24 protein-coding genes are annotated in these 24,196 nt (G+C 70.2%); 7 read left to right on the top strand and 17 right to left on the bottom strand.

What is annotated here, in order from left to right; genetic code table 11:
- Window positions 1-10 precede the first annotated feature (10 nt).
- A complete protein-coding gene (locus GPY60_RS19645; RefSeq protein ID WP_156689365.1) occupies window positions 11-808 on the bottom strand; it encodes a dienelactone hydrolase family protein in 798 nt (265 codons plus the stop codon).
- An 18-nt stretch (window positions 809-826) separates the two neighbouring features.
- On the bottom strand, window positions 827-1,540 hold the full coding sequence (locus GPY60_RS19640; protein ID WP_370462769.1) for a DUF4245 domain-containing protein: 714 nt from the start codon (window positions 1,538-1,540) through the stop codon (window positions 827-829).
- 55 nt (window positions 1,541-1,595) lie between these two features.
- On the opposite strand from GPY60_RS19640, the gene glpX reads away from it, so the two are divergent.
- The 3 genes from glpX to GPY60_RS19625 are packed head-to-tail and all read left to right on the top strand — an operon-like array spanning window position 1,596 to window position 5,188.
- A complete protein-coding gene (gene glpX, locus GPY60_RS19635) occupies window positions 1,596-2,672 on the top strand; it encodes a class II fructose-bisphosphatase (RefSeq protein WP_156689363.1) in 1,077 nt (358 codons plus the stop codon).
- A gap of 28 nt (window positions 2,673-2,700) precedes the next feature.
- Complete coding sequence (locus tag GPY60_RS19630; RefSeq protein WP_156689362.1) at window positions 2,701-4,113, top strand: class II fumarate hydratase; 1,413 nt, start codon at window positions 2,701-2,703, stop codon at window positions 4,111-4,113.
- A gap of 31 nt (window positions 4,114-4,144) precedes the next feature.
- Window positions 4,145-5,188 (top strand): hypothetical protein, encoded by a 1,044-nt coding sequence (locus GPY60_RS19625; protein WP_156689361.1) that lies wholly within the window; start codon window positions 4,145-4,147, stop codon window positions 5,186-5,188.
- Here the strand turns inward: GPY60_RS19625 and GPY60_RS19620 are convergent.
- The 5 genes from GPY60_RS19620 to glyA form a co-directional block, all read right to left on the bottom strand.
- Window positions 5,178-6,623: an adenylate/guanylate cyclase domain-containing protein gene (locus GPY60_RS19620; RefSeq protein WP_197283748.1), complete on the bottom strand. Its 1,446-nt coding sequence runs from the start codon at window positions 6,621-6,623 to the stop codon at window positions 5,178-5,180. The two genes, GPY60_RS19625 and GPY60_RS19620, sit on opposite strands and share 11 nt — an antisense overlap.
- A gap of 143 nt (window positions 6,624-6,766) precedes the next feature.
- Complete coding sequence (locus tag GPY60_RS19615) at window positions 6,767-7,642, bottom strand: polysaccharide deacetylase family protein (RefSeq protein WP_156689360.1); 876 nt, start codon at window positions 7,640-7,642, stop codon at window positions 6,767-6,769.
- A gap of 57 nt (window positions 7,643-7,699) precedes the next feature.
- Window positions 7,700-9,001, bottom strand: a complete 1,302-nt coding sequence (locus tag GPY60_RS19610) for a PhoH family protein (protein ID WP_156689359.1) — start codon at window positions 8,999-9,001, stop codon at window positions 7,700-7,702.
- Window positions 9,002-9,214: 213 nt separating this feature from the next.
- Complete coding sequence (locus tag GPY60_RS19605; protein ID WP_156689358.1) at window positions 9,215-10,042, bottom strand: acyl-ACP desaturase; 828 nt, start codon at window positions 10,040-10,042, stop codon at window positions 9,215-9,217.
- A gap of 120 nt (window positions 10,043-10,162) precedes the next feature.
- Window positions 10,163-11,443 (bottom strand): serine hydroxymethyltransferase, encoded by a 1,281-nt coding sequence (glyA, locus tag GPY60_RS19600; protein WP_156689392.1) that lies wholly within the window; start codon window positions 11,441-11,443, stop codon window positions 10,163-10,165.
- A 127-nt stretch (window positions 11,444-11,570) separates the two neighbouring features.
- Between glyA and coaA the strand changes: the two genes are divergently transcribed.
- On the top strand, window positions 11,571-12,509 hold the full coding sequence (gene coaA, locus GPY60_RS19595; protein WP_156689357.1) for a type I pantothenate kinase: 939 nt from the start codon (window positions 11,571-11,573) through the stop codon (window positions 12,507-12,509).
- Window positions 12,510-12,668: 159 nt separating this feature from the next.
- Here the strand turns inward: coaA and GPY60_RS19590 are convergent, their stop codons facing one another.
- From GPY60_RS19590 to GPY60_RS19575, 4 genes are all read right to left on the bottom strand, one after another.
- A complete protein-coding gene (locus tag GPY60_RS19590; protein ID WP_156689356.1) occupies window positions 12,669-13,082 on the bottom strand; it encodes a hypothetical protein in 414 nt (137 codons plus the stop codon).
- Window positions 13,083-13,271: 189 nt separating this feature from the next.
- Window positions 13,272-14,366 carry a methyltransferase gene (locus GPY60_RS19585; protein WP_156689355.1) on the bottom strand — a complete coding sequence of 365 codons (1,095 nt, stop codon included), beginning with the start codon at window positions 14,364-14,366 and terminating at the stop codon, window positions 13,272-13,274.
- Window positions 14,367-14,511: 145 nt separating this feature from the next.
- Entirely contained in the window at window positions 14,512-15,885 is a 1,374-nt protein-coding gene (locus GPY60_RS19580; protein ID WP_156689354.1) for a hypothetical protein, read from the bottom strand.
- A 42-nt stretch (window positions 15,886-15,927) separates the two neighbouring features.
- Window positions 15,928-16,716, bottom strand: a complete 789-nt coding sequence (locus GPY60_RS19575; protein WP_156689353.1) for a (2Z,6E)-farnesyl diphosphate synthase — start codon at window positions 16,714-16,716, stop codon at window positions 15,928-15,930.
- 161 nt (window positions 16,717-16,877) lie between these two features.
- On the opposite strand from GPY60_RS19575, the gene trhA reads away from it, so the two are divergent.
- Entirely contained in the window at window positions 16,878-17,645 is a 768-nt protein-coding gene (gene trhA / locus GPY60_RS19570; RefSeq protein ID WP_156689352.1) for a PAQR family membrane homeostasis protein TrhA, read from the top strand.
- Here the strand turns inward: trhA and GPY60_RS19565 are convergent.
- The 4 genes from GPY60_RS19565 to mca are packed head-to-tail and all read right to left on the bottom strand — an operon-like array spanning window position 17,642 to window position 21,206.
- Window positions 17,642-18,013: a nuclear transport factor 2 family protein gene (locus GPY60_RS19565; protein ID WP_156689351.1), complete on the bottom strand. Its 372-nt coding sequence runs from the start codon at window positions 18,011-18,013 to the stop codon at window positions 17,642-17,644. The two genes, trhA and GPY60_RS19565, sit on opposite strands and share 4 nt — an antisense overlap.
- Window positions 18,014-18,023: 10 nt before the next feature.
- Window positions 18,024-20,048: a thioredoxin domain-containing protein gene (locus tag GPY60_RS19560; RefSeq protein WP_156689350.1), complete on the bottom strand. Its 2,025-nt coding sequence runs from the start codon at window positions 20,046-20,048 to the stop codon at window positions 18,024-18,026.
- Window positions 20,035-20,337, bottom strand: a complete 303-nt coding sequence (locus tag GPY60_RS19555; RefSeq protein WP_156689349.1) for a hypothetical protein — start codon at window positions 20,335-20,337, stop codon at window positions 20,035-20,037. Before GPY60_RS19555 ends, GPY60_RS19560 begins: the two co-directional genes overlap by 14 nt.
- Entirely contained in the window at window positions 20,334-21,206 is an 873-nt protein-coding gene (mca, locus tag GPY60_RS19550) for a mycothiol conjugate amidase Mca (protein ID WP_156689348.1), read from the bottom strand. Before mca ends, GPY60_RS19555 begins: the two co-directional genes overlap by 4 nt.
- 122 nt (window positions 21,207-21,328) lie before the next feature.
- Between mca and GPY60_RS19545 the strand changes: the two genes are divergently transcribed.
- Together GPY60_RS19545 and greA are read left to right on the top strand one after the other, a co-directional pair.
- Window positions 21,329-21,763 (top strand): DUF4307 domain-containing protein, encoded by a 435-nt coding sequence (locus tag GPY60_RS19545; RefSeq protein ID WP_156689347.1) that lies wholly within the window; start codon window positions 21,329-21,331, stop codon window positions 21,761-21,763.
- Between the two features lie 217 nt (window positions 21,764-21,980).
- Window positions 21,981-22,475 (top strand): transcription elongation factor GreA, encoded by a 495-nt coding sequence (gene greA / locus GPY60_RS19540; protein WP_156689346.1) that lies wholly within the window; start codon window positions 21,981-21,983, stop codon window positions 22,473-22,475.
- A gap of 2 nt (window positions 22,476-22,477) precedes the next feature.
- Here the strand turns inward: greA and GPY60_RS19535 are convergent, their stop codons facing one another.
- Window positions 22,478-23,644: a cystathionine gamma-synthase gene (locus GPY60_RS19535; protein ID WP_156689345.1), complete on the bottom strand. Its 1,167-nt coding sequence runs from the start codon at window positions 23,642-23,644 to the stop codon at window positions 22,478-22,480.
- A gap of 28 nt (window positions 23,645-23,672) precedes the next feature.
- Window positions 23,673-24,196, bottom strand: a 524-nt coding sequence (locus tag GPY60_RS19530) for an RDD family protein (RefSeq protein WP_156689344.1), incomplete at its 5' end; no start/stop codon positions are given.

The raw sequence follows: 24,196 nt of genomic DNA, 5'->3' as shown, positions 1-24,196 counted from the left end.
AGGCGGGACGCTAGGTGAGCCTCTGGGTGAGGAACTCGACCACCCGCTTACGGGCCTCGTAGGCGGGGTGGCCGTCGCGTTCGCGGACCTCGTCGGTGAGCACCGAGTGCGCCATCTTGCCGAAGCCCCCGGCATTGCCGGGGCGCGAGTCGATTTCGATCACCTCGAAGGAGTCGCCGAGCCGCTCCTTGAGGGTGGCGAATCGTTCGGACGGCGCGGTCTTGTCCTCGCTGAACCGCAGCCCCATGGCGCACAGGCCCTCGTCCGCGCAGCGACCTGCCACCGCGGAAAGCTCGGCCTCGCTCAGTCCCGGATCCGCCCGACGGGCCCGTCCCAACGGCAGCGGCACCGACGGCTGGCTGAGTACCGGCGCCAGCACGCTGTCGTCGACGGCGGCGGCCAACGCGAAACCCCCGGTGAAGCACTGGCCGATGACGCCGACGCCCTTGCCGGGAGTCGATGCGTTGAGGTCGCGGGCCAGCGCGCGCAGGAACATCGACACCGGCCGCTGTTTGTTGGTGGCGAACGCCGCGAATTCCCTTGCGACGCAAGCGCGGCTGAGCGAGGCGGCGATGTAGCCGGCGGTCTTGGGCTTGCCCGGCTCGCCGAACAGCGACGGGATGGCGACGGTGAAGCCGTTGTCGACCAGGTGGTTTCCCAGGGCGAGCACCCCGGGATGAATCCCGGGTATCTCGGGGATGAGCACCACACCGGGGCCTGCTCCCCTGCGGTAGACGTCGTGGGTGAAACCGCCGCCGGTGAAGGGCGCCACCGCCCAGCCGGACAGGTCTGCTGCGGGTGCGGTCACGCGGCCTCCCTCGTTGTTTCAGCGTGCTGGCAGCGGCGGTTGTGATTGCGTCGCCGCGGCCAGCGTACGAAATTGATCGTCGCCTCCGGCACCGGTGATGGCGAGCTGGGTGGCGCCCCCGGGCCCGGCGAGCCGGGTGGTCCACACCGGCTCGGCGTCGGCGCCGCTCTGGCCGGTGCCGTGGTAGACGACCCAGTTGACGCCGTCGACCGCGACGGCGCCGGTCGGGTATGCCGAGTGGTGAATGGAGCCGACGAGCTTGTCCTCGTCGGCGTTGCTCTGAGTCAGGCCGACGTACATGCCCGTCGGGCTGATGTACCCGACGGTCGAGGTCGCCGCGTTGAGCCGCTGACCGGTCGGGGGGTCGGTCCGCCCGTCCGCGATGCCGCCCCGGCTGCCGGAGTTGGGCCGCCAGCCGGCGGGCAGCACAGGCAACCGGATCGGGAACCCCAGCGTCTGCGCGTCGGCGCGCAGGGCCGCCGCCGCGTCGTAGGACGGCACCGTCCCCTTGTTGGCGCCGCCGGGGGAAAACGAGCACATGCCGACCAGCCCCGCCAGCACGATGCACGCTATGACCAGCGGAATCAGCGACCAGAACATGTCGCGGCCGTCCTGCAACAGCCGCGGTTTGGGCGGCTTCGGAACGGGCCGGGCGGCCGCCGCCGGCTCGTCGGCCACACCGGGGGACGGCCCGGCGTCCGAGCGGGGATTCCCCTGCGGCTCCTGGGTCACCCCCCGAGTATCCCAGTTCCAGGGAAGGGATCCGCTTCTGGGACAATCTCGAACCATGACAGCTGAGGGTGACAACTCGGCCGCCGCCGGCCCGGGTTCGTCGCAGGGCCGCCCGCGCCGGGAAGCGCCGGACCGCAACCTGGCCCTGGAACTGGTGCGCGTGACCGAGGCCGGCGCCATGGCCGCCGGCCGCTGGGTCGGCCGCGGCGACAAGGAGGGCGGCGACGGCGCGGCCGTCGACGCCATGCGCGAACTGGTCAACTCGGTGTCCATGCGCGGCGTCGTCGTGATCGGCGAGGGCGAGAAGGACAACGCGCCGATGCTCTACAACGGCGAGGAAGTCGGCAACGGCGACGGCCCGGAATGCGACTTCGCCGTCGACCCCATCGACGGCACCACGCTGATGAGCAAGGGCATGCCCAACGCCATCTCGGTGCTCGCGGTGGCCGAGCGGGGGGCGATGTTCGACCCGTCCGCGGTGTTCTACATGAACAAGATCGCGGTCGGCCCCGACGCGGCCGACGTCCTCGACATCACCGCCCCGATCGCCGAGAACATCCGGGCGGTCGCCAAGGCGAAGAGCCTGTCGGTGCGGGACATGACGGTGTGCATCCTCGACCGGCCCCGCCACGCCCAGCTCATCGAGGATGTCCGCGCGACCGGGGCCCGCATCCGGCTGATCACCGACGGCGACGTCGCGGGCGCCATTTCGGCGTGCCGGTACCTGTCGGGCACCGACATGCTCGCCGGGATCGGCGGCACCCCGGAGGGAATCATCGCCGCCGCGGCCATCCGCTGCATGGGCGGCGCCATCCAGGCCCAGCTCGCGCCCAAGGACGACGAGGAACGGCAGAAGGCCATCGACGCGGGCCACGACGTCGACCGGGTGCTGACCACCGAGGATTTGGTGTCCGGGGAGAACGTCTTCTTCTGCGCCACCGGGGTCACCAACGGCGACCTGCTCAAGGGCGTGCAGTACTACCCCGGCGGCTGCACCACCCAGTCGATCGTCATGCGGTCGAAGTCGGGCACCGTGCGCATGGTCGACGCCTACCACCGGCTCTCGAAGCTCAACGAGTACTCCGCCATCGACTTCACCGGCGACAGCACCGCCGCCTATCCCCTGCCCTGACCGAATCCGAAGCGAGGAAGCCTCATCTATGGCCGCTGAAGTCGACGACACCGAGTACCGCATCGAGCACGACACCATGGGCGAGGTCCGCGTCCCCGTCAAGGCGTTGTGGCGCGCGCAGACTCAGCGCGCCGTGGAGAACTTCCCGATCTCCGGGCGGGGCCTGGAGCGCACGCAGATCCGCGCGCTCGGCCTGCTCAAGGGCGCCTGCGCCCAGGTGAACAAGGACCTGGGCCTGCTCGCGCCCGAAAAGGCCGACGCGATCATCGCGGCCGCGGCCGAGATCGCCGACGGGCAACACGACGACCAGTTCCCCATCGACGTGTTCCAAACCGGTTCGGGCACAAGCTCGAACATGAACACCAACGAGGTGATCGCGTCCGTCGCCGCCAAGGCCGGCGTGACGGTGCACCCCAACGACGACGTCAACATGTCGCAGTCGTCCAACGACACCTTCCCCACCGCCACCCACATCGCGGCCACCGAGGCCGCGGTGCGCCACCTCATTCCGGCGCTCGAGATCCTGCACGACGCCCTGGCGAGCAAGGCCCGCGAGTGGCACACGGTGGTCAAGTCGGGACGCACCCACCTCATGGACGCCGTCCCGGTGACGCTCGGCCAGGAGTTCAGCGGCTACGCCCGGCAGGTCGAGGCCGGCATCGAACGGGTCCGCGCCACGCTGCCGCGCCTGGGCGAGCTGGCCATCGGCGGGACGGCGGTCGGCACCGGCCTCAACGCGCCGGACGGGTTCGGCGCCAAGGTGGTCGAGACGCTGATCGCCTCGACGGGCCTGAGCGAACTGCGCCCGGCGAAGAACTCGTTCGAGGCGCAGGCCGCCCGTGACGGGCTCGTCGAGGCGTCCGGAGCGTTGCGCACGATCGCGGTGTCGTTGACCAAGATCGCCAACGACATCCGCTGGATGGGGTCGGGCCCGCTGACCGGCCTGGCCGAGATCCGCTTGCCGGACCTGCAGCCGGGCAGCTCGATCATGCCCGGCAAGGTGAATCCCGTTCTGCCCGAGGCGGTCACGCAGGTCGCGGCGCAGGTGATCGGCAACGACGCCGCGGTGGCCTGGGGCGGAGCGAACGGCGCCTTCGAGCTCAACGTGTACATCCCGATGATGGCCCGCAACATCCTCGAGTCGTTCAAGCTGCTGACCAACGTGTCCCGGCTGTTCGCGGAGCGCTGCATCGTCGGGCTGGCCGCCAACGTCGAGCACCTGCGCGAGCTGGCCGAGTCGTCGCCGTCCATCGTGACGCCGCTGAACTCGGCCATCGGCTACGAGGAGGCAGCCGCGGTGGCCAAGCAGGCGCTCAAGGAGCGCAAGACGATTCGGCAGACCGTCATCGATCGGGGCCTGATCGGCGACAAGCTGTCGGAAGAAGAACTCGACCGCCGCCTGGACGTCCTGGCGATGGCCCGGGTTCAGCCGGAAGACTGAAAAAGTTGATGCGAGTGAGGGTGGTTCTTTTATGACGGCTCCTCCCGGGGGTCCCTACGGTCAGGATCCCTACGGGTCGAACCCCTATGGGCAGCAACCCTATTGGGGTGGTCAGCCGCAGGGCGGCCAACCGCAGGAGGGTTCGTACCCGTACCCGCCGCCCGGCGGGGCGTACCCCAGTCCGCAGGGCGGGACCGATCCGTACGCGGCCGGTGGCTATCCGCCGCCACCACCGGGGCAGCAATACCCGCCGCCGGGCCAGCAGTACCCGCCGCCCGGCCAGCCCTATCCGGGCCAGCAGTACCCCGGCCAACCGGGCCCGGGATGGGGCGGCCCGTACCAGCCCGGCCCTCCGCCCGGCGGCCCCCGCTCGAAGCTGCCCTGGCTGATCCTCGGCGGCGTCGCGCTCGTGGGCGTCATCGCCCTCGTCGTCATCCTCGTGGTCGGGCTGAGCGGCGGCGGCGGAAGCAAGTCGAACAAGGCGTCGACCTCGCAGCCGACCTCCGCCCCGACGTCGGCGCCGGGCAGCGGTGAGCAGACCGCGACCGGATGCACCCCGAACGTCTCCGGGGGCGACAAGCCGACCGGCGACACGATCAGCGCGGGCAAGCTCTCCTTCCCGGCCAGCGCGACACCGGGGTGGGGTCCCTTCTCGGATGATCAGAGCCCCAACCTGATCGGCGCGGTGGGCGTCGGCCAGGAGGTGCCCGGCGCGAACCAGTGGATGATGCAGGCCGAGGTCGCCGTCACCAACTTCGTCACGAGCATGGACGTCGCGGCGCAGGCATCGAAGTTGATGGACTGCGTGGCCAGCGGCCCCGGTTACGCGAACGCGCAGCCCACTCTGGGCCCGACCAAGACGTCGACCCTCACGGTGGACGGCACCAAGGCGGCTCGCGTCGACGCCGACATCACGATCGCCGACCCGGCGCGCAACGTGAAGGGCGACTCGGTCGTGATCATCGCGGTCGACACCAAGCCGGTCACCGTCTTCATGGGCGCCACCCCGATCGGCGACGCCGGCTCGGCCGGCATCATCGGCAAGGTGATCGCGGCGCTGAAGGTCAGGAAGTAGCCGTCACCGTCGGGGCCGAGACGTGGGTGGCCTCGGAGCGACCGCGCAGCACGGTGGAGTAGCACTCGGCCCAGTGCCGGCGCTCGGCCTCGCCGGCCCGGTCGATCGCGCCCGCGGCGCACAGGATGCGCCGGTCGGCGGTCTTGGCGAGATCGGCCAGGCGCGCGGCCTCGTTGACCGCGTCGCCGATCACCGTGTATTCGTAACGGTTCTCGGCGCCGATGTTGCCGGCGAACACCCGGCCCGCCGACACGCCGATCCCGAAATCGACCGGGAGCGTGCGCAATTGAGTGCCCAGCGCGCGCGCCGTCGCCAACGCCGCCGACGCCGGATCGTCGGCCGGCAGGGGCGCCCCGAAGACGGCGAGCGCCGCGTCACCGGCGAACTTGTTGATCAGTCCGCCCTGCTCGTCGACGGCGCGCACGACGATGCGGAAGAAGTCGTTGAGCACCTCGGCGACCTCCTGCGGTGGCCGGCTTTCCGCCAGGTGCGTCGATCCCACCAGGTCGATGAAGAGGACCGCCGCGTCGACCACGTCACCCGACAGCGACACGCCCTCCTCGATCGCGCGGTGCGCGACGTCGGCCCCGACGTAACGCCCGAACAGGTCACGCACCCGGTCCCGCTCGGCCAGGCCGGTGACCATCCGGTTGAATCCCGTTTGCAGACGCCCGATTTGGGAGCGCTCGTAGGCGCCCACGTGCGTGTCCATCTGCCCGTGCTCCACCTGGGCCATCGCATCGACGACCTCGGCGAGCGGGTCGGAGATGGACCGGGAGGTCAGGATCATCGTCGGTAGCCCGAGGATCAGCGCCGCCAGCGAGACCACCAGGATCGGCACGTCCAGGGATGCCGACCGCTCGATCAGCCAACCGTACGAGCGCAGCACCACCAGGGCCGCGATCACCCCGATCGGAAACGCGCTGCCCATGAACCACACCAGGACCAGGCGGGCATACACGCCGGGCACCGTCAGCCGGGGCTCGCCACCCCTCGTGGCGGCCCCCATGATGGGTCGCAGGATGCGTTGCGAGAGCAGCATTCCCGTTCCCGCGGCGGCCGGTCCGCCCAACAGCGCGCCGAGCGCGATCGGCAGCAGGAACTGAGCGCCGCCGCGGAGGTTGAGCAGCATGAAGATCCCACCGCTGATGGCCCATGCCGCCAACAGGATCACGGACTGCCGCCCGGGCATTTTCATGGCGGCTTCGCGTTGCTCAGCCGTCGGTTCGTCGCCGGCGACGAACCACCGCAGCGTGGGAGCGAGGCTCGCCGCTCCGGCCGCAGCGACGCCGACGATCGCGACCGCGATGAGCACCAGCAGCGCCACCGTGGTGTTCTCGATGAAGTCGGTGTTGGTCGGGGTGGAGGTGTGCCCGCGCAGGGGGATCAAGATTGCGGCGGCCTCGACGACGGCCAACACGTACGCCAGGGCCAGGTCGAACCCGTACTGAATCGACAACCGGCGGGCGGACTTTCGCCGCGTTGTGTCCACCCCGGCCGATCGCGACGGAAGCCGTGCCCGAAGCCAGCCCGCGGTCATCACGCTCTAACGGTAACGGCGCGTCCTGCCAGGCGCCCTCAGGCGCCGTTGTTCGGGCCGCCCGAGTTCTGGCCCGGGATGTCGGTGATCGGGAAGTTGGGCATCGGCTTCGGCGACGACGTGTTCGGCAGCGGGGGAATCTCGCTGGCCGGGATGTCGTGCAGGCCGTTCACCGGCGGTCCGTTGTCGCGACCGCCGTAACTGCTGCCGGGCGCCCGCGGTCCCAGCAGTTCGCTCACCGTCACCAGGCGGTAGCCGTTGGCCTTGAGCACCGGGATGAACTGGTACACCAGATCGACGGTGCTCGAGTAGGTGTCGTGGAACAACACCACCGAGCCCGGCTTGATGTAGGTCATCAGCATGTAGCGTGTCGCGCCCGTGTTGGAGTCGTTGATCCAGTCGAAAGGGATCACGTCCCAGAGAATTTCGGCAAGGCCGTACTTCCCGGCGACCTGGCGGACGGCGTCGTTGGACAGGCCGCCGGCGGGGCGCCACAGCGTCGGCGTCCGCCCGGTGGCCGCGGTGATCGCCTCGTTGGACCGGGAGAACTGACCCGCGACGTCGTCGGCCGGGATCGTCGTCATGTTGGGGTGCTCCCACGTGTGGTTGCCGATCTCCATCCCGGCGTCGGCGACCTGTCTGGCCCCGGCGGGATTGGCGGCCACCTTGTTGCCGATCTCGAAGAACGTGGCCTTGGCGTCGTTGTCCTTGAGCACCTGCAGGAGGCGGCCGTCGAACGGGCTGGGCCCGTCGTCGAACGTCAGCGCGACGCACTTGACCACCGAGCAACTCAGGTTGTCGGCACGCGTCACGTGGCCGGTCAGCGCGCCGATCACCAGCACCGCGGCGGCGGCCACCACACCGGCGACGGTCCGCCAGTAACGCCAGGCCTGGCTGTCGGGTCGTTTCGGCACGTAGGAAGTTTACCGAGGCGCCGACCATACCCGGCGCCACTGCGCCCCTACGTACCGTCAGTGCGGGCCCGCGATCTCCTCGAGCATCTCGGTGACCAGCGCCGCGATCGGCGATCGCTCGCTGCGCAGCAGCGTGATGTGGGCGAACAGGGGGTGACCCTTGAGTTTCTCGATCACCGCCGCGACGCCGTCGTGGCGCCCGACCCGCAGGTTGTCCCGCTGCGCGATGTCGTGGGTCAGCACCACGCGCGATCCGGTGCCCAGCCGCGACAGCACGGTCAGCAGCACGTTGCGCTCCAGCGACTGCGCCTCGTCGACGATCACGAACGAGTCGTGCAGCGAGCGGCCGCGGATGTGGGTCAGCGGCAGCACCTCGAGCATGCCCCGCGAGAGCACCTCGTCCAGCACCGCCGGGCTGGCGAGCCCCTCGAGCGTGTCGAACACCGCCTGCGCCCAGGGTCCCATCTTCTCGCTCTCGCTGCCGGGCAGGTAGCCCAGCTCCTGGCCGCCGACGGCGTACAGCGGACGGAAGACCACGACCTTGCGGTGGGTCCGCCGTTCCAGCACCGCCTCCAGGCCGGCGCACAGCGCGAGCGCGGACTTGCCCGTGCCGGCCTTCCCGCCCAGCGACACGATGCCCACCGACTCGTCGAGCAGCAGGTCGAGCGCCACCCGCTGCTCGGCCGACCGGCCGCGCAGCCCGAACACCTCGCGGTCGCCGCGCACCAGCTGCACGCGCTTGGCCGCGGTGACGCGGCCCAGTGCGTGCGAGCTGCCGCCCAGCAGCCGAACTCCCGTGTGGCAGGGCAGGTCTCGCGCCTCGACCAGGTCGATCTCGCCATCGGCGAACAGCGCGTCGATGTCGTCGACGGCCGTCTCGATCTCGGCCATCCCCGACCATCCGGAGGCCACCACGTCCTGGGCGTGGTACTCGTCGGCGGCCAGGCCCACCGCGGCGGCCTTCACCCGCAGCGGAATGTCCTTGCTCACCAACGTGACTCGCTTGCCCTCGGCGGCCAGGTTGGCGGCGCAGCTCAGGATGCGGGAGTCGTTGCTGTCGGTGCGGAAGCCCGCGGGCAACACCGCCGGATCGGTGTGGTTGAGCTCGACGTGAAGCGTACCGCCTTGTGCGCCAACGGGAATCGGTTGATCCAGCCGTCCGTGCTCGAGCCGCAGGTCGTCGAACAGGCGCAGCGCCTGCCGGGCGAACCACCCCAGCTCGTGGTGGTGGCGCTTGGCCTCCAATTCGCTGATCACCACCAACGGGACCACCACCTCGTGCTCGGCGAACCGGCTGCACGCCCACGGGTCGGACAGCAGCACGGACGTATCGATCACGTAGGTCCGGATTTCGGTCACGTAGCGCTCCTCGAGCGGGATGAGCCCGCGCGGACCCGCACAGGCATGTCGGCGGGAACCGCGGCACCAGGACCGGGGCCGGTCCTGCCGTACTCGTGACGGGAGGTGCCGCCCTGGCAGCAGAGCATGTCGCTGGCCATCGCCCACGACGCTACTCTCGTGGCCGCGTGCCCGCCGTGCAGGCGCGCCGGACGCGCGCCGAGACCTACCGCGTCAGGCGATGACGAACTGTTGCAGCGCAGGCTCGTCCGCGACGCCCCAGTCCTTGATGCGGTCTGAGATGGCCTGGCGCAGCTCCGCCTCGCCGAAGATGCCGGCCTCGGCGACGTGCTGGACCTTGTCCTTGTACTCGAGGATGTCGGCGCCGACGACCTGGAGCTCGGCGGCCCGCGCGGCAATCGCGGCGATCGTCTCGTCGCGGTGGGTCTCGAGGCAGTGCGCGACGAGGTTGGAGAAGAACAGCTCGTGGCGTGCCTCGTCCCGGGCGATCCGGTCGATCAGGCCGGCCAGGATCGGCTCTTCGAGCTGCGCGGCAAGGTTACGGCAGAACACGGCGTGGGTGCGCTCGGTGAACGCCATGTACACCAGGGTCTCGATCTGCGAGTAGTGGTCGGCGCGGTAGCCCCGCATCACGTACTGGACCCGCGCCTCCTCGTTGGCGGTCGGGTCGACCTCGCGGGTGACGACGAGGTACTCGCGCAGGGCGATGGCGTGCAGGTGTTCTTCGGCGGTCCACCGGCCCAGCCATCGGCCCCACCACTCTTCGAGGATGAAGTGCTCGACGAGCTCGCGGTGATGACCGGCGAGGTTGTCCTTGAGCAGCAGCAGAATCTCGCACGCGTCGGTGAACTGCCGGGGCAGCGTCGCCTGGGACGGATCCCAGTCCCGGCCGCCGAGGAAGGCGAAGTTCTCGCCGCGCTCGAAGGGCACGTAGTCGTGGGCGAACCACAGGTCCTCGGTGTTGAGGTGGCGGTCCATGTTCAGCTCGACCACGGGCTCGAGTTCAAGGGTCAGCGCATTAGCGACAGGTTTCTGTGCCATGCGGTTACTGTAACCTCCGGGTACAGGTGTCGTAAAATTTCCCGAAGCGTGTCGGGACAAGTTGTGACTTTGGTCCTTCCCGGGCTTTTCCGGAGGAAGCTGTCCCGCTTTTTTCCGCCGTCAGCGGTCGACCAGCGTCCAGTCCTCGATGCCGTCGTACAAGGGGAACTCGCTGGCCAGGCGGGTGACGCGCTGCCGCAGGGCCGGCACGTCAGCCGACGTTCCCGCCGCCAGCGCGGTGGCGATGATGTCGGCGACCTCGGTGAATTCCGCGTCCCCGAAACCGCGGGTCGCCAGCGCCGGCGTGCCCACCCGCAGGCCCGACGTCACCATCGGCGGCCGCGGGTCATTGGGGACCGCGTTGCGGTTGACGGTGATGCCGATCTCGTGGAGCAGGTCTTCGGCGGCCTTGCCGTCGAGCGGGGAGTCGCGCAGGTCGACGAGCACCAGGTGGACGTCGGTGCCGCCGCTGACCACCGACACCCCCGCCTTGGCCACGTCGGCGGCCGTCAGGCGATCGGCGACGATGCGCGCGCCGGACAGCGTGCGTTGCTGGCGGTCGGCGAACTCGGGCGTCGTCGCGATCTTCAGGGCGACAGCCTTGCCGGCGACGACGTGCATCAGCGGGCCGCCCTGCTGGCCGGGGAACACCGCCGAGTTGATGGCCTTGGCGTACTCCTGCTTGCCCAGGATCATGCCCGAGCGCGCCCCGCCGAGCGTCTTGTGCACGGTGGTGGAGACGACGTCCGCGTGCGGCACCGGCGACGGGTGCAGGCCGACGGCGACCAGGCCGGCGAAGTGCGCCATGTCCACCCACAGCTTGGCGTCCACCTCGTCGGCGATCGACCGGAACGCCGCGAAGTCGAGGATCCGCGGGTAGGCCGACCATCCCGCGATGATCACCTTGGGACGGAATTCCAGCGCCTTGGCCCGCACCGCGTCCATGTCGACCAGATGCGTGGTGGGGTCGACGCCGTAGAAGCCGGCCTCGTAGAGCCGCCCGGAGAAGTTCAGCTTCATGCCGTGCGTCAGGTGGCCGCCGTTGGCGAGGTCGAGGCCCAGGAGCCGCTCCCCCGGCGTCATCAGCGCGTGCAGCACCGCGGCGTTGGCCTGGGCGCCCGAATGCGGCTGGACGTTGGCGAACTCGGCTCCGAACAGCGCCTTGGCGCGGTCGCGGGCGATGTTCTCGACCACGTCGACGTATTCGCAACCGCCGTAATAGCGCCGCCCGGGCAGGCCTTCGGCGTACTTGTTGGTGAGCACGCTGCCCTGCGCCTGCAGCACCGAGCGGGGCACGAAGTTCTCCGAGGCGATCATCTCGAGGGTGTCGCGCTGGCGGCCGAGCTCCTTGTCCAGAAGTTCGGCGATGTCGGGGTCCACCTCGGACAGCGGGGCGGACATCACGGACGCGGTTTCGGGGGCGGCGGTGCGGGCATGAGGTGCGGCGGTCACGCGGGCAAGTCTATCGAGCGGCCGTTTTGCCCGGCCCAAGCGTCGGCGGCACGCCGACCCCTGCGACACTGGCTGCATGCCGCGGCTTAGCGAGCCGAGCCCTTACGTGGAGTTCGACCGGAAGCAATGGCGCGCGCTGCGCATGTCGACGCCGCTGCCGCTGACCGAAGAAGAGCTGGTCGGGCTGCGCGGTCTGGGCGAGCAGATCGACCTGCTCGAGGTTGAAGAGGTGTATTTGCCGCTCGCCCGGCTCATCCACCTTCAGGTCGCCGCCCGGCAGCGCCTGTTCGCCGCGACAGCGGAGTTCCTCGGCGAACCCCAGCAAAATCCGGACCGGCCGGTGCCGTTCATCATCGGGGTGGCCGGCAGCGTGGCCGTCGGGAAGTCGACGACCGCCCGCGTCCTGCAGGCGTTGCTGGCGCGCTGGGACCACCACCCCCGCGTCGACCTGGTGACCACGGACGGGTTCCTCTACCCCAACGCCGAGCTGGACCGGCGAAACCTGATGCACCGCAAGGGTTTTCCCGAGAGCTACAATCGGCGGGCGCTGATGCGGTTCGTCACCTCGGTGAAGTCGGGTTCCGACTACGCCTGCGCGCCGGTGTATTCGCACCTCAAGTACGACATCATCCCGGGTGCCAAGCACGTGGTCCGCCATCCCGACATCCTGATCCTCGAGGGGCTCAACGTTCTGCAGACCGGTCCGACGCTGATGGTGTCGGACCTGTTCGACTTCTCGCTCTACGTCGACGCCCGGATCGAGGACATCGAGCAGTGGTACGTGTCGCGGTTCCTGTCCCTGCGCGGCACGGCGTTCGCCGACCCCGAATCGCACTTCCACCACTACTCCGCGCTCAACGACGCCAAGGCCGTCGCCGCCGCGCGCGAGATCTGGCGGTCCATCAACCGGCCGAACCTGGTGGAGAACATCCTGCCGACGCGACCGCGCGCCACCCTGGTGCTGCGCAAGGACGCCGACCACTCCATCAACCGCCTGAGGCTGCGCAAGCTCTGAGCGGGGCCGGCGGCCGTTGAGTGCGAACTGACCGCGTCGACTGTGTAGAGGCGGCGGGGCCCGTCGGCGTGTCGTCGCCCTGGATACACGCACAAAGCCGTGGATACACACCCGTGAGCGGGGCCCCGCCCGAACGGAGGCCCCGCACCAGGCTGGAAGCTAGACGGCGAGCCGGCGCACGCCGACGTACTGCAGCGCGCCGAACGCCGCCGTGTACACGCCGGTCGCCAGCGTGGCGGCGACCCCGGTCGCCGTCATCGGCACGGCTTCCGCGGCCACGACGGTGGCCAGGGTGCAGGCGACGTTGGCGACGACGATGCCGACACCGACACGACGCAGGTTCGGCAGCGCGGCCAGGCTGAACACGACGAGCCCGTACAGCACGAAGGCCGCGCCGAGCGCGTACTCCTGCAGGGACGTGAGGCCCGTCAGCTTCGACACCGGGTCGGCGACGAACGCGACGGCCAAACCACACAGGCCGGTCAGCGTGGCATCGGCGCGCATGGCGAAACGCAGCAGCGAGTCGGTCGAGTCGTAGAGGGGTCGGGTGGTCTGACCCGGGATGGCGGTCATGTGATTACTCCTCGCGGTAGCGGGTTGGGTCGAACAGTGTCGAGCGTTCCGCCGGAGTACTGCCATATCGACCCGTGGCACTGCCAGTCACTGCCACGTCGGGCATGACCAGGGATTTCGTCTCGCTATTCCGGCGTCGCCGCCGCACGTCCCGGAAGGTGGGGCCGTTGGCCGGAATGGCGGGCGCCGTCAGACCGCCTGCGCCTCGACGAGGCTGAATGGCGACGCCGTCTCGACCACCCGCGTCAAGCGGAAGCCCGCGCGCTCGAGCAACCGCGCGTATTCGTCGGCGGTGCGTTCCCGGGCGGCGGCGCTGACGAACATGTCCAGGTCCAGCCACTTGCCCGGGTTGTCCCGGTTGTGCGCGGGGATCACCAGTTCGACGAGCACCACATGCTTGCCCGTGCCGCATGCCGCGCGGACGTTGCGCAGGATGCGTTCGGCGTCGTCGTCGAGCCAGTCGTGAATCACGTTCTTGAGCACGTAGACGTCGCCCCCGGTCGGAATGACGGCGTCGAAGAACGATCCCTCGGCTATCTCGACTCGGTCGTCGACCCGGTACTTGCGCAGTTCGTCCGGGGCGCCCGCCACCACTTGCGGCTGGTCGAAGAGCACACCGCAGGCGTGCGGTGTGGCCGTGAGGATGGCCGAAAGGAGGCGGCCGTGCCCGCCGCCGACGTCGACGATCGTCGGGCCGAAGCGCCCGAAGTCATAGGCGGCCATGAGCGGCGCGATCGACAGCTCGGAGACGTTGGTCATGGCCTCGTTGAAGATGTCCTGCAGCTCCGGCTGCTCGGCCAGGTAGTCGAACATGTTCTGATCCCGCATCTCCGCCGCGGTGCACCGGCCCGCCCGGATGCCCTCGGTGAGGTGGCTCCACCGCTCGCGCAGCTGGGGCGAACCCGCCCAGCGGGCCCAGGCGGCCAGTGAGACATCGGCGTCGCGACGCAGCGGCTGCGCCAAGGGGGTGAGGTCGTAGCGGCCGTCGCGGCGTAGCCGGAAGACGCCGCGGGAGATAAGGGCCCGCATGAGACGGCGAAGCGCGTCGGTGTCCGCGTCGACCGCGCGCGCCAAGTCCTCGGGCGAAAGCGGTCCGTTCGCCAGTGCGTCCGCGATGCCGAGATCGGCCGCCGTCGTAATGGCCTGGGCGACGAACGCGTCCATCAGCATCTCGAGCAGACCCGCCGGGGCGGGAATCGATCGGCGGTACAGCCGTCCAAGGTGATGCCGGGTCCGTTCTATCGCCCGGACGACCTTTGCGGGCGGGATTGTCGACAAAGCCATCGAACGCCTTTCGGTGGTATCCCCCCGGGCGCGAGCGTAGCGTCGCGGCGAGAAGCCCGCGATTCATCGGCGCGGGAATCACGCAATCAACCGTCACCGCGACAGTGCGCGGCCGGACGCCTCACGACCCGCGTTGTCGCCACGCTTACTTGCTGGGCACCGGCACCCGACCGCGCAGGTCGGCGGCGACGAGCCGCGCCGCGGCGTTCTGCCAGTTGTGCAGCGAGCGCTGCGGGACCTCGGTGACGAGCCACTGCCAGGCCTGCCGCGCGGTCGGGTCGAGACCGGCGGCCGTGGCGTTCTGCGCGTACGCCCGCACGCCGACGACGTAGGGGAAGTAGAGCGAGTTGTAGTGGCGCCACTGCTCGGTGGTGCCGAAATCGCCTGCGTCGCGGGGCTTGAGCCGCCCGATGGCGTCGGCGAGCACGGCCTTGAGCTCGTTGGCGCGCTCCAGGGGGTGGTCGGGGGCACCGCGCGCCGCCAGCCGCTCGTCGATGCACGGCAGCGCCGTCAGCGGGCTGGCGACCAGCTTCGTCAGATCGCCGTAGTGGCCCAGCGCCCGGCGGGTGAGCCGGGCGAACGTGTCGTCGTCGACGTCGTGCAACGGATCGGCCGCGCGCAGCGGCAACGCGGCCTCCGTGTGCCGCAGCGCTGCCCGATCCGCCCGCAGCGCGGGGGATTTCGAAAAGGCCAGCCGGTCGAGGAGGCCGGCGAGCGGATCGGCCAGCACCTGAACCGTCAGCGCGATCGCCAGCGTGGTGAACAAAAGCACTGTCAGCACCGTCTGCGCGGAGGGCTCCCTGCGCGTCGCCGCCAGCCCGATCAGCGCCTGCGCCCCCAACAGCGCCGCCACCAGGCTGGTGCCGGCGAACGAGCGCAGCATGTCGGCGCGCAACGCCTGCCCTTCGTCGAAGGCGTCCCACAGGGCGACCGCCACACCGAGCATCAGCACGTCGAAGCCGGTGGACGCCAGCGCCAGCCAGCTGGGCACCAGCCCCAGGGGAATGATCAGGATGGCGTTGGCCAGCGCGAAGAACAGCGTCGCCACCACCACGACGCCGGCCACCGACACCGGCTGAGCCGGGCGCCGCAGCGCGGCCACCATCGCGCCGAGCGTGGACACCGAGATGACCGCGAACATCAGCAGATGGCCCGGGCGCAGCGGGCCGTCGACGCTGCCCGCCACGGCGGCGCCCAGCAGCGTCAGCGCGGCGACCCCGCCCACCAGCAGCGCCTCCCGGGTGCGCGTCCGCCAGTGGTCGCTCGGGCGGGACAGCTCGATCAAGACGGCGAACCAGGCGACGCTGGGGACGGCAACCAGATAGATCTCGACGCGGCTGAGCACGCCGGCGAGCGTGTGCGGCCCGGCGGTGCGCACGGCGTCCAGGGCCACGACGAGCGCGAAACCGCAGAGCCCGGTCGCGGCCAACGCGAGCACCGGCTTACGCGGGTCGCGGGCCAGCAGGTACAACCCCAGCCAGCCGCTCAGCGTGAACACCACCGCCGACAGCGCAGCCATGCGTCCAGTCTGGCACGCGAGATGCCCACCTCGGGAGGGTCGTTACTTGCCGTAGCGCCGGTGTCGCTGGCTGTAGTCGCGAAGGGCGCGCAGAAAGTCGACCCGGCGGAACGCGGGCCAGTGCGCCTCGGTGAACCACATCTCCGAGTACGCGCTCTGCCAGAGCAGGAACCCGGACAGGCGCTGCTCCCCCGACGTGCGGATCACCAGGTCGGGATCGGGCTGCCCCGAGGTGTACAGGTTCTCGGAGATGCCGTCGACCGTCACCGCGTCGATCAACTCCTCGGCGGTCGCGCCGTTGGCGAGCTCCTTGCTCAACAGCGCGCGCACCGCGTCGACGATCTCCCGGCGGCCGCCGTAGCCGACGGCGACGTTGACGTGGAACGTGGCGACGCCCGGTGTCGATCCCACCGCGGTGCGCAGGCGCTGGGCCGGTTCGTCGCCGAGCAACGACAGGTCGCCGACCGTGCGCACGCTCCAGCGATTGGCCGGCGCGCAGATCTCCTCGACCACGTCGGTGATGATCTCGATGAGCCCGGCCAATTCGTCCGGGTCGCGTTGCAGGTTCTCCGTGGAAAGCAGGTAGACGGTGGTCATCTCGATGCCCGCCTCCTGGCACCACCGCAGCATCTCGGCGATCTTGATCGCCCCCATGCGGTAGCCGTAGCTCACGTCGTGATAGCCGGCGTTGCGCGCCCACCGCCGATTGCCGTCGCACAGCACCGCGATGTGGCGGGGAAGGTGGGATTTGGCGGCCGCCAGTTCCTGCCTCAACCGCAGCTCGTAGACCCGATACAGCGGATCTTTGAGACGCGGCGGGATGATCTCCACGAACAACCACCCTACTGTGAGCGACGCCAAATTCCGGTCCGCAATCTCGCCAATCTCACCGCACGTCGAGACCCTTCCGTGACGGTTCCCCTTTACTGTTGACGGGTATCAAACTGGCAAGCCCACTGCCACGACACGCACAGGAGAAGGCCAAAACAGACATGAGCAGCCAGATCGACACGGCCACCGGTAGAGAGCCCGACGAGACCATCGCGCCCGGCAATACCGTCGACCAACTCGTCGAGGGTGCCGCCCACGTCCTGAGCAAGCCGCGCATGCGCGGCTGGATCCACTTCTATTCGGCGTGGCTGGCCGTCGTCACCGGCGCGACGCTCGTCTCGGTGTCCTGGGCGGTGTCCTCGCCCCGGGCCGGGCACTCGACGCTGGTGTACGCCGCGTCCACGGTGGCGATGTTCGCCGTCAGCGCCACCTACCACCGGGTGCAATGGAAGTCCGCGGCCGCCCGCAACCTGATGAAGCGGCTCGACCACTCGATGATCTTCGTGTTCATCGCCGGCAGCTACACGCCGTTCGCCCGCCTGGCGATGCCGCAGAACACCGGGATGTTCGTGGAGTGCATCGTCTGGGGCGGTGCGGCGGCGGGCATCCTGCTCAAGGTGTTCTGGCCGACGTCGCCGCGCTGGCTGGGCGTGCCGCTCTACATCCTGCTCGGCTGGGTCGCCGTCTGGTTCTGCCCGACGATCCTGCACGAGGCGGGCGTCGCCGCGATGGTGCTGCTGGCCACCGGCGGCGTCTTCTACAGCCTCGGCGGCATCTTCTACGCGCTGCGCTGGCCCGATCCATGGCCCAGCACCTTCGGCTACCACGAGATCTTCCACGCGTTCACCGTGGTCGCGGCGATCCTGCACTACATCGCCATGTGGTTCGCGGTCTTCTACACGGGGACCGGGGCCTGGCTCGGCGGCTAGAGCTGCGTGACGTCCGCCGGCGACCAGTAGGCCTTCATCGACGCGACCTTGCCCTCTTCGTCGAACACCATGACGTCGATCGGCTCGATCACCATCCGGTGCTCGCCCGCGGTAACGGTCAGGCGGAAGTGGAACGCCGCCTCGTTGCCGCACACGCGCAGCGTCACCAATTCGCATGCGCGCTCGACGTTGTCGACCGCGGAGTAGAAGCCGTGGATCGCCTGCCGCCCGATGTGCACCTCTCCCCCGACCGGGTCCTCGACGGTCGCGTCGTCGGCGTACAGCTCGACCAGGTCGTCGGCGCCGCCGTTGGCGACCAGGTCGATGTAGCGCTTGACGGTGTCCGCGATGTGTTCGGCGCTGGGCATGGATCAGACGCTACCGTGGCCCGGACGGGCCCGCGGCCAGCGCCTCCGCCAGGTCTTCGGCGGTGGTGACCGGCAGGTCGCAGACGCGTCCCCGGCACACGTAGGCGGCGTCGGCGCCGGCCACGCGATCCCGATCCGCCAGCAGGGCCGAGGAGTTCTTCTCGCCGCCGACGACGATCGCCCCGCCCGGCGCCAGGCGGCGCGCGTCGGCCAGCAGCGGCGAACGGGCCGGGTCGCAGGCGACCGCGATCTGCAGCGGCCCACGGACCGCCGCCTCCGCGACGGCCAGCCAGTGTCCCGCCGAGCGCGGCGCCCGCTCCAGCAGCAGCGAGTGCTCCTTCAGCGCGTCGGCCGCCGCCCGCAGGTACCGCTCGGCACGGTCGCCGCCGGCCAGGTGCGCGGCGGTGAGCAGCGCCTCGGTGACCGACGACGCGCCCGACGGGGTCGCCCCGTCCAGGGGGTCGGCGGGTCGCAGCACCAGCGCCTCGGCGTCGTCGGCGGTGTCGAACCAGCGTCCGGGGCGCTGCGGGTCGGCGAAGTGCCGCAGGGCGGTGTCCAGCAGGTCGATCGCCGCCGCGAGCCAGGACTCGTCGCCGGTCAGCTGGTGCAGCGTCAGCAGGCCGGTCGCCAGCATGGCGTAGTCCTCGAGGATGCCCGCGGTGTCACCGACGATGCCGCCCAGGCTGGCGCGCCGCAGCCGGTCGTCGACCAGGTGCAGCCCCAGCAGCGCGGTCGCGCAGCGCCGCGCGGCGTCGATCAGCCCCGGGTCGTCGAGCGCCACCCCTGCCTCGGCCAGCGCCGTGATCGCCAGGCCGTTCCAGGACGTGACGACCTTGTCGTCGCGGCCGGGCTGCGCCCGGGTGAGCCGCGCCGCCAGCAGCGCCGCCCGCACGCGCCGCAGCCGCTCGGGGTCATCCGGATCGACCGGTAGTTGCAGCACCGAGGTGCCGTGCTCGAACGTTCCGGACGCGCTGACCGCGAATGTGGTTGCGGCCCAGGCGCTATCGTCGTCTCCGAGGACGTCAGTCAGTTGACCCGGCGTCCAGACGTAGGTCGAGCCCTCGCTCCCCTCGGTGTCGGCGTCGAGCGACGAGGTGAACATGTCGCCGTCGGCCAGCCCGTCGAGCAGGAACCGCGCGGTCTCGGCGGCGACGCGGCGCGCCAGCGGGTCCCCGGTGCGGCGCGCCCAGTGCGCGTACGCGCGCAGCAGCAGGGCGTTGTCATAGAGCATCTTCTCGAAATGCGGCACCACCCAGGCGTTGTCGACGCTGTAGCGCGCGAACCCGCCGGCGAGCTGGTCGTAGATGCCGCCGCGGGCCATCGCGTTGCCGGTGCGCTCCACCGCCTCCAAGGCGGCCGTCGACCCGGTGCGCTCGTGGTGGCGCAGCAGCGCCTCCAGCAGCGCCGACGGCGGGAACTTGGGGGCGCCGCCGAACCCGCCGCGGGCGGTGTCCTCGTCGCGCAGCACGCCCGCGGCGGCTTGGTCGCACAGCGCGGGCGCCACGTCGGGGCCGCCCGAAGGCAGCCCGTCCGCCATCCGGCGCAGCTCCCCAGCGATGCGGTCGGACGCCTCCTCGACCTCGCCACGGCGGTCCCGCCAGGTGGCGCTGACGGCCGAAAGCAATTGCAGGAAGCCGTCTTTCGGGTAGTAGGTGCCGCAGAAGAAGGGGCGGCCGTCGGGGGTGAGGAAGCAGGTCATCGGCCAGCCGCCGTGCCCGTTGAGCGCGACGGTCGCGTTCATGTAGACCGCGTCGATGTCGGGCCGCTCCTCGCGGTCGACCTTGATGCAGACGAAGTCGGCGTTCATCACCGCGGCCACCCGGTCGTCCTCGAACGACTCGTGGGCCATGACGTGGCACCAGTGGCAGGCGGCGTAGCCGATGGACAGCAGGATCGGCACGTCGCGCTCGGTGGCGGCCGCCAGCGCCTGCGGCGTCCACTGCTGCCAATGCACCGGGTTGTCGGCGTGCTGGCGCAGGTAAGGGCTGGTCGCCAGCCCGAGCGTGTTGGCCCCCGCGGGGTCAGCCGGGTCCATCACCGGACCCCGGCTTGCGCGGCGATCCGTCGGCCGGGCCCGGCGCGTGCCCCGGGCCATCCTCGACCGTGTCGGTGCCCTCGTCGGCGGCCTGGTCCGGCTCGGGGTGTACGGGGTCGAACGACTCGGGCACCTTCTTGAGCTGCCGGTTCATCGACCGCAGCAGAAACAGCGTGGCGATCAGCAGCAGCACGACGATCAGCAGCCCGACGGGGCTGGCCTTGCCGAAGTCCGGTCCCGTGTGGCGCGGTGCGTCGTCGGCGAGCACCGCGATGAGCAGCTGGTTCACCCGTTGTCCTCGATTCCGGCAAACAGGTCGTCCTCGGGCAGCCGGACCGGAACGCGCGACCGGGCCAGCTCGAATTCCTCGGTGGGCCAGAGCCGTTGCTGCCATTCGATCGGCGCGGCGAAGAAGTCGTGGTTGGGGTCGATCTGGGTGGCGTGGGCGCGCAGCGCGTCGTCGCGCTGGCCGAAATACTCGGAGCATTCCACCCGGGTGGTCACCCGCGTTTCGAACGGGTCGCGGTCGGCGGCCCAGTGCTCGAGCCACTTCTTGAACGGCGGCTCGTGACCGTGTTTGACGGCCTCGTCGTGCAGCAGTTGCATGCGCGCCCGCAGGAACCCGTGGATGTAATACAGCTTCGAGACCGTCCAGGGCTCGCCGGCGTCCGGATACAGGCGGTGGTCCCCGGCCGCCTCGAAGGCGCCGATCGACACTTGGTGGCAGCGGATGTGGTCGGGGTGGGGGTAGCCGCCGTTCTCGTCGTAGGTCGTCATCACGTGCGGGCGGAACTCGCGCACCACCCGCACCAGCGCCTCGACGGACACCTCCAGCGGCACCAGGGCGAAGCAGTCGTCGGGCAGCGGCGGCGGCGGGTCGCCCTGCGGCAGCCCCGAGTCGACGAAGCCCAGCCAGGTGTGCTCCACGCCGAGGATCTCGGCGGCCTTGGCCATCTCGTCGCGGCGAATCTCGGCCATGTGCTCGAGCACGTCGGGCAGGTCCATCGCGGGGTTGAGGATGTCGCCGCGCTCGCCGCCGGTCAGGGTCACCACCATCACGCGGTGCCCCTCGGCCGCGTAGCGGGCGAGGGTGGCCGCTCCCTTGCTGGACTCGTCGTCGGGGTGGGCGTGCACCGCCATCAACCGCAGCTCGCTCACGTGCCCCCTGTCTGTCCGCCGGTCGCCTGTTCGACCCTATAATTCCAGTTCGGTGATCGTTGCGCGCCGCCGGCAGGTGCCCGGCGAACCGCCGGCGACACAGAATCCAGGCATACCCAGGCATGACCGAAGCTCCCATTCAGCCCCCCGAGGCCCGCTACGGCCGCTCGCGTTCGGCCCCGGTGTCCACGCGTCGCGTCGTCATCACGCTCGCGATCCTGGCCGCCGCGGCCGGACTGGTCGTGGCCGTCATCGGCTACCGACGGCTGGGCACGAGCGACGTGTCCGGGTCGCTGGCGGGCTACCGGGTGGTCGACGACGAGACGGCGTCGGTAACGATCAGCGTGACGCGATCCGACCCGTCGCGCCCCGTGGACTGCATCGTGCGGGTCCGCGCGAAGGACGGCAGCGAGACGGGCCGGCGCGAGGTGCTGGTCCCGCCCGCGGCGCAGGCGACCGTCCAGGTGACGACGACGGTGAAGTCGAGCAAGCCGCCGGCGATGGCCGACATCTACGGCTGCGGCACCGAAGTGCCCGCCTACCTGCGCCCGGCCTGACGCCCGGGTAAGCGGAACCGCCCGAATTGGGTCATCATTTGTTTGCACGGTGGTAACATGGATGAATGCACGGTTCCTGCTGGGACCGTGTATTGCTGCATTAAAGGCCGTGAGCACGACCGGGCGCAGCAGACGGGGAGGAAACCCGGGGGCACCCCGGCAGCGGGGCTGACAGGCTTGCGCGGACGCGCGGAACGACAACAAGGAGCACGACGAGATGACGGACACTTCGGTGACTTGGCTGACCCAGGAGTCCCATGACCGACTCAAGGCCGAGCTCGACCAGCTGATCGCCAACCGTCCGATCATCGCCGCGGAGATCAACGACCGCCGCGAGGAGGGCGACCTGCGCGAGAACGGCGGCTACCACGCGGCCCGCGAGGAGCAGGGCCAGCAGGAGGCCCGCATCCGTCAGCTGCAGGACCTGCTCAACAACGCCAAGGTCGGCGAGGCGCCCAAGCAGTCCGGTGTGGCGCTGCCCGGTTCGGTGGTGAAGGTGTACTACAACGGCGACAAGTCGGACAGCGAGACGTTCCTGATCGCCACCCGCCAGGAGGGCGTCAACGACGGCAAGCTCGAGGTGTACTCGCCCAATTCACCCCTGGGCGGCGCGCTGATCGACGCGAAGGTCGGCGAGACGCGCAGCTACACCGTGCCCAACGGCAGCACCATCGAGGTCACGCTGGTCAGCGCGGAGCCGTACCACTCGTAGGCTCACTGCCCGACGCGCGATAGCGCTCCTTCCAGGTCGGCCAGCAGGTCGGCGACGTCCTCGATCCCGACGGACAGCCGCACGAGGTCGTCGGGCACCTCGAGCTGCGAACCGGCCGTCGACGCGTGCGTCATGGCGCTCGGCAGCTCGATCAGCGACTCGACCCCACCCAGCGATTCCGCCAGGATGAACACCTCGGTGCCCGCGCACAGCGCCTCGGCGGCCGGGCGGCCGCCGCGCAGGCGCACCGACACCATGCCGCCGAAGTCGCTCATCTGCCGCGCCGCGACGTCGTGTCCGGGATGGCCGGGCAGACCGGGATACAGCACCGCGCCGACCGCCGGATGCCCGGCGAGGAACTCCGCGACGGCCATCGCGTTCTCGCTGTGCCGCTGCATGCGCAGCACCAGCGTCTTCAGCCCGCGCATCGTCAGGTAGGCGTCGAAGGGACCCGGCACCGCGCCGGCGCCGTTCTGCAGGAAGCCGAACGCCTCGTCGAGCTCCTCGTCGTTGGTGACCAGCGCGCCGCCCACCACGTCGGAGTGGCCGCCGATGTACTTGGTGGTCGAGTGCAGCACGACGTCGGCGCCCAGCGTCAGCGGCCGCTGCAGCGCGGGCGAGGCAAAGGTGTTGTCCACCAACACTTTCGCCGAGCTCTGAGCCGCCAGCTCGGCGATGCCCGCGATGTCGGCGATGGTCAGCAGCGGGTTGGTCGGCGTCTCGACCCAGACCAGCCGGGTCCGGGGGGTGATGGCGCCGCGGACGGCGTCCAGGTCGGACAGCGCGACCGGCGTGTAGTCGACGTTCCACCGGGTGAAGACCTTGTCGATCAGCCGGAAGGTGCCGCCGTAGGCGTCGTTGGGGATGACGACGTGCTCGCCGGGCCGCAGCATGGCCCGCAGGGCGCAGTCGGTGGCGGCCATCCCGGAGCCGAAGGCCCGTCCGAAGGAGCCCTCCTCGACGGCCGCGAGCGACGCCTCGAGCGCGGCCCGGGTCGGGTTGCCGGTGCGCGCGTACTCGAAGCCGCCGCGCAGGCCCCCGACGCCGTCCTGGGCGAAGGTGCTGCTGGCGTAGATCGGGGCGTTGACCGCGCCCGTCGCCGGGTCCGGCCGGTAGCCGGCGTGGATGGCTTTGGTGGCTAGTCCGGAGAACTCGCGGTGCTGGCTCATCCACGCCAGCCTAGTGACCGGCGGAGGGTCAGCCCTGTTCGATGGGCAGGACGACCGTCGTCATGATCTTGTCGGCGAACGTCTGCCGTTTGGAATCCCACAGCGGGAAAAGGAATCCGATGAAGCAGACGATCGCGTCGACGAAGTGCGCGATCTGGCGGACGACCGACATCCCGAAACCGATGGGCTGGCCGGTGACCTCGCTGACCACCTTGATCTTCATGACGGACTTGCCGAGGCTCGACCCGGTGGTGCCCTGGCGGTAGCCGTAGTTCCAGACGAGGTAGGCCAGGCCGACCAGGTTCGAAAGCCATTGCAGCAGCTGGCCGATCACCGACGGCTGCTGCGCGCAGTACTGGTTGACGTCGTACTGGGTGATGTCGGTGACGCACGTCGACTGCATGGTGCTGAAGTAGATGGCGGAGCCGATGCCGAGTATGACGACGTAGGGCAGGTAGTCGATCACGAACGCCAGGGCGCGCGTCAGCCACGGCGCGTAGGACTCGGTGGGCAGGGTCCGGATCGCGGGTTCGGGCGGCGGCGGGGCGTACC

The sequence above is a fragment of the Mycobacterium sp. Marseille-P9652 genome (assembly GCF_902652685.1).
Lineage (GTDB): Bacteria > Actinomycetota > Actinomycetes > Mycobacteriales > Mycobacteriaceae > Mycobacterium.
The sequence above is the reverse complement of the archived record's forward strand: the minus strand, read 5'-3'. Positions and strand labels throughout refer to the sequence as shown.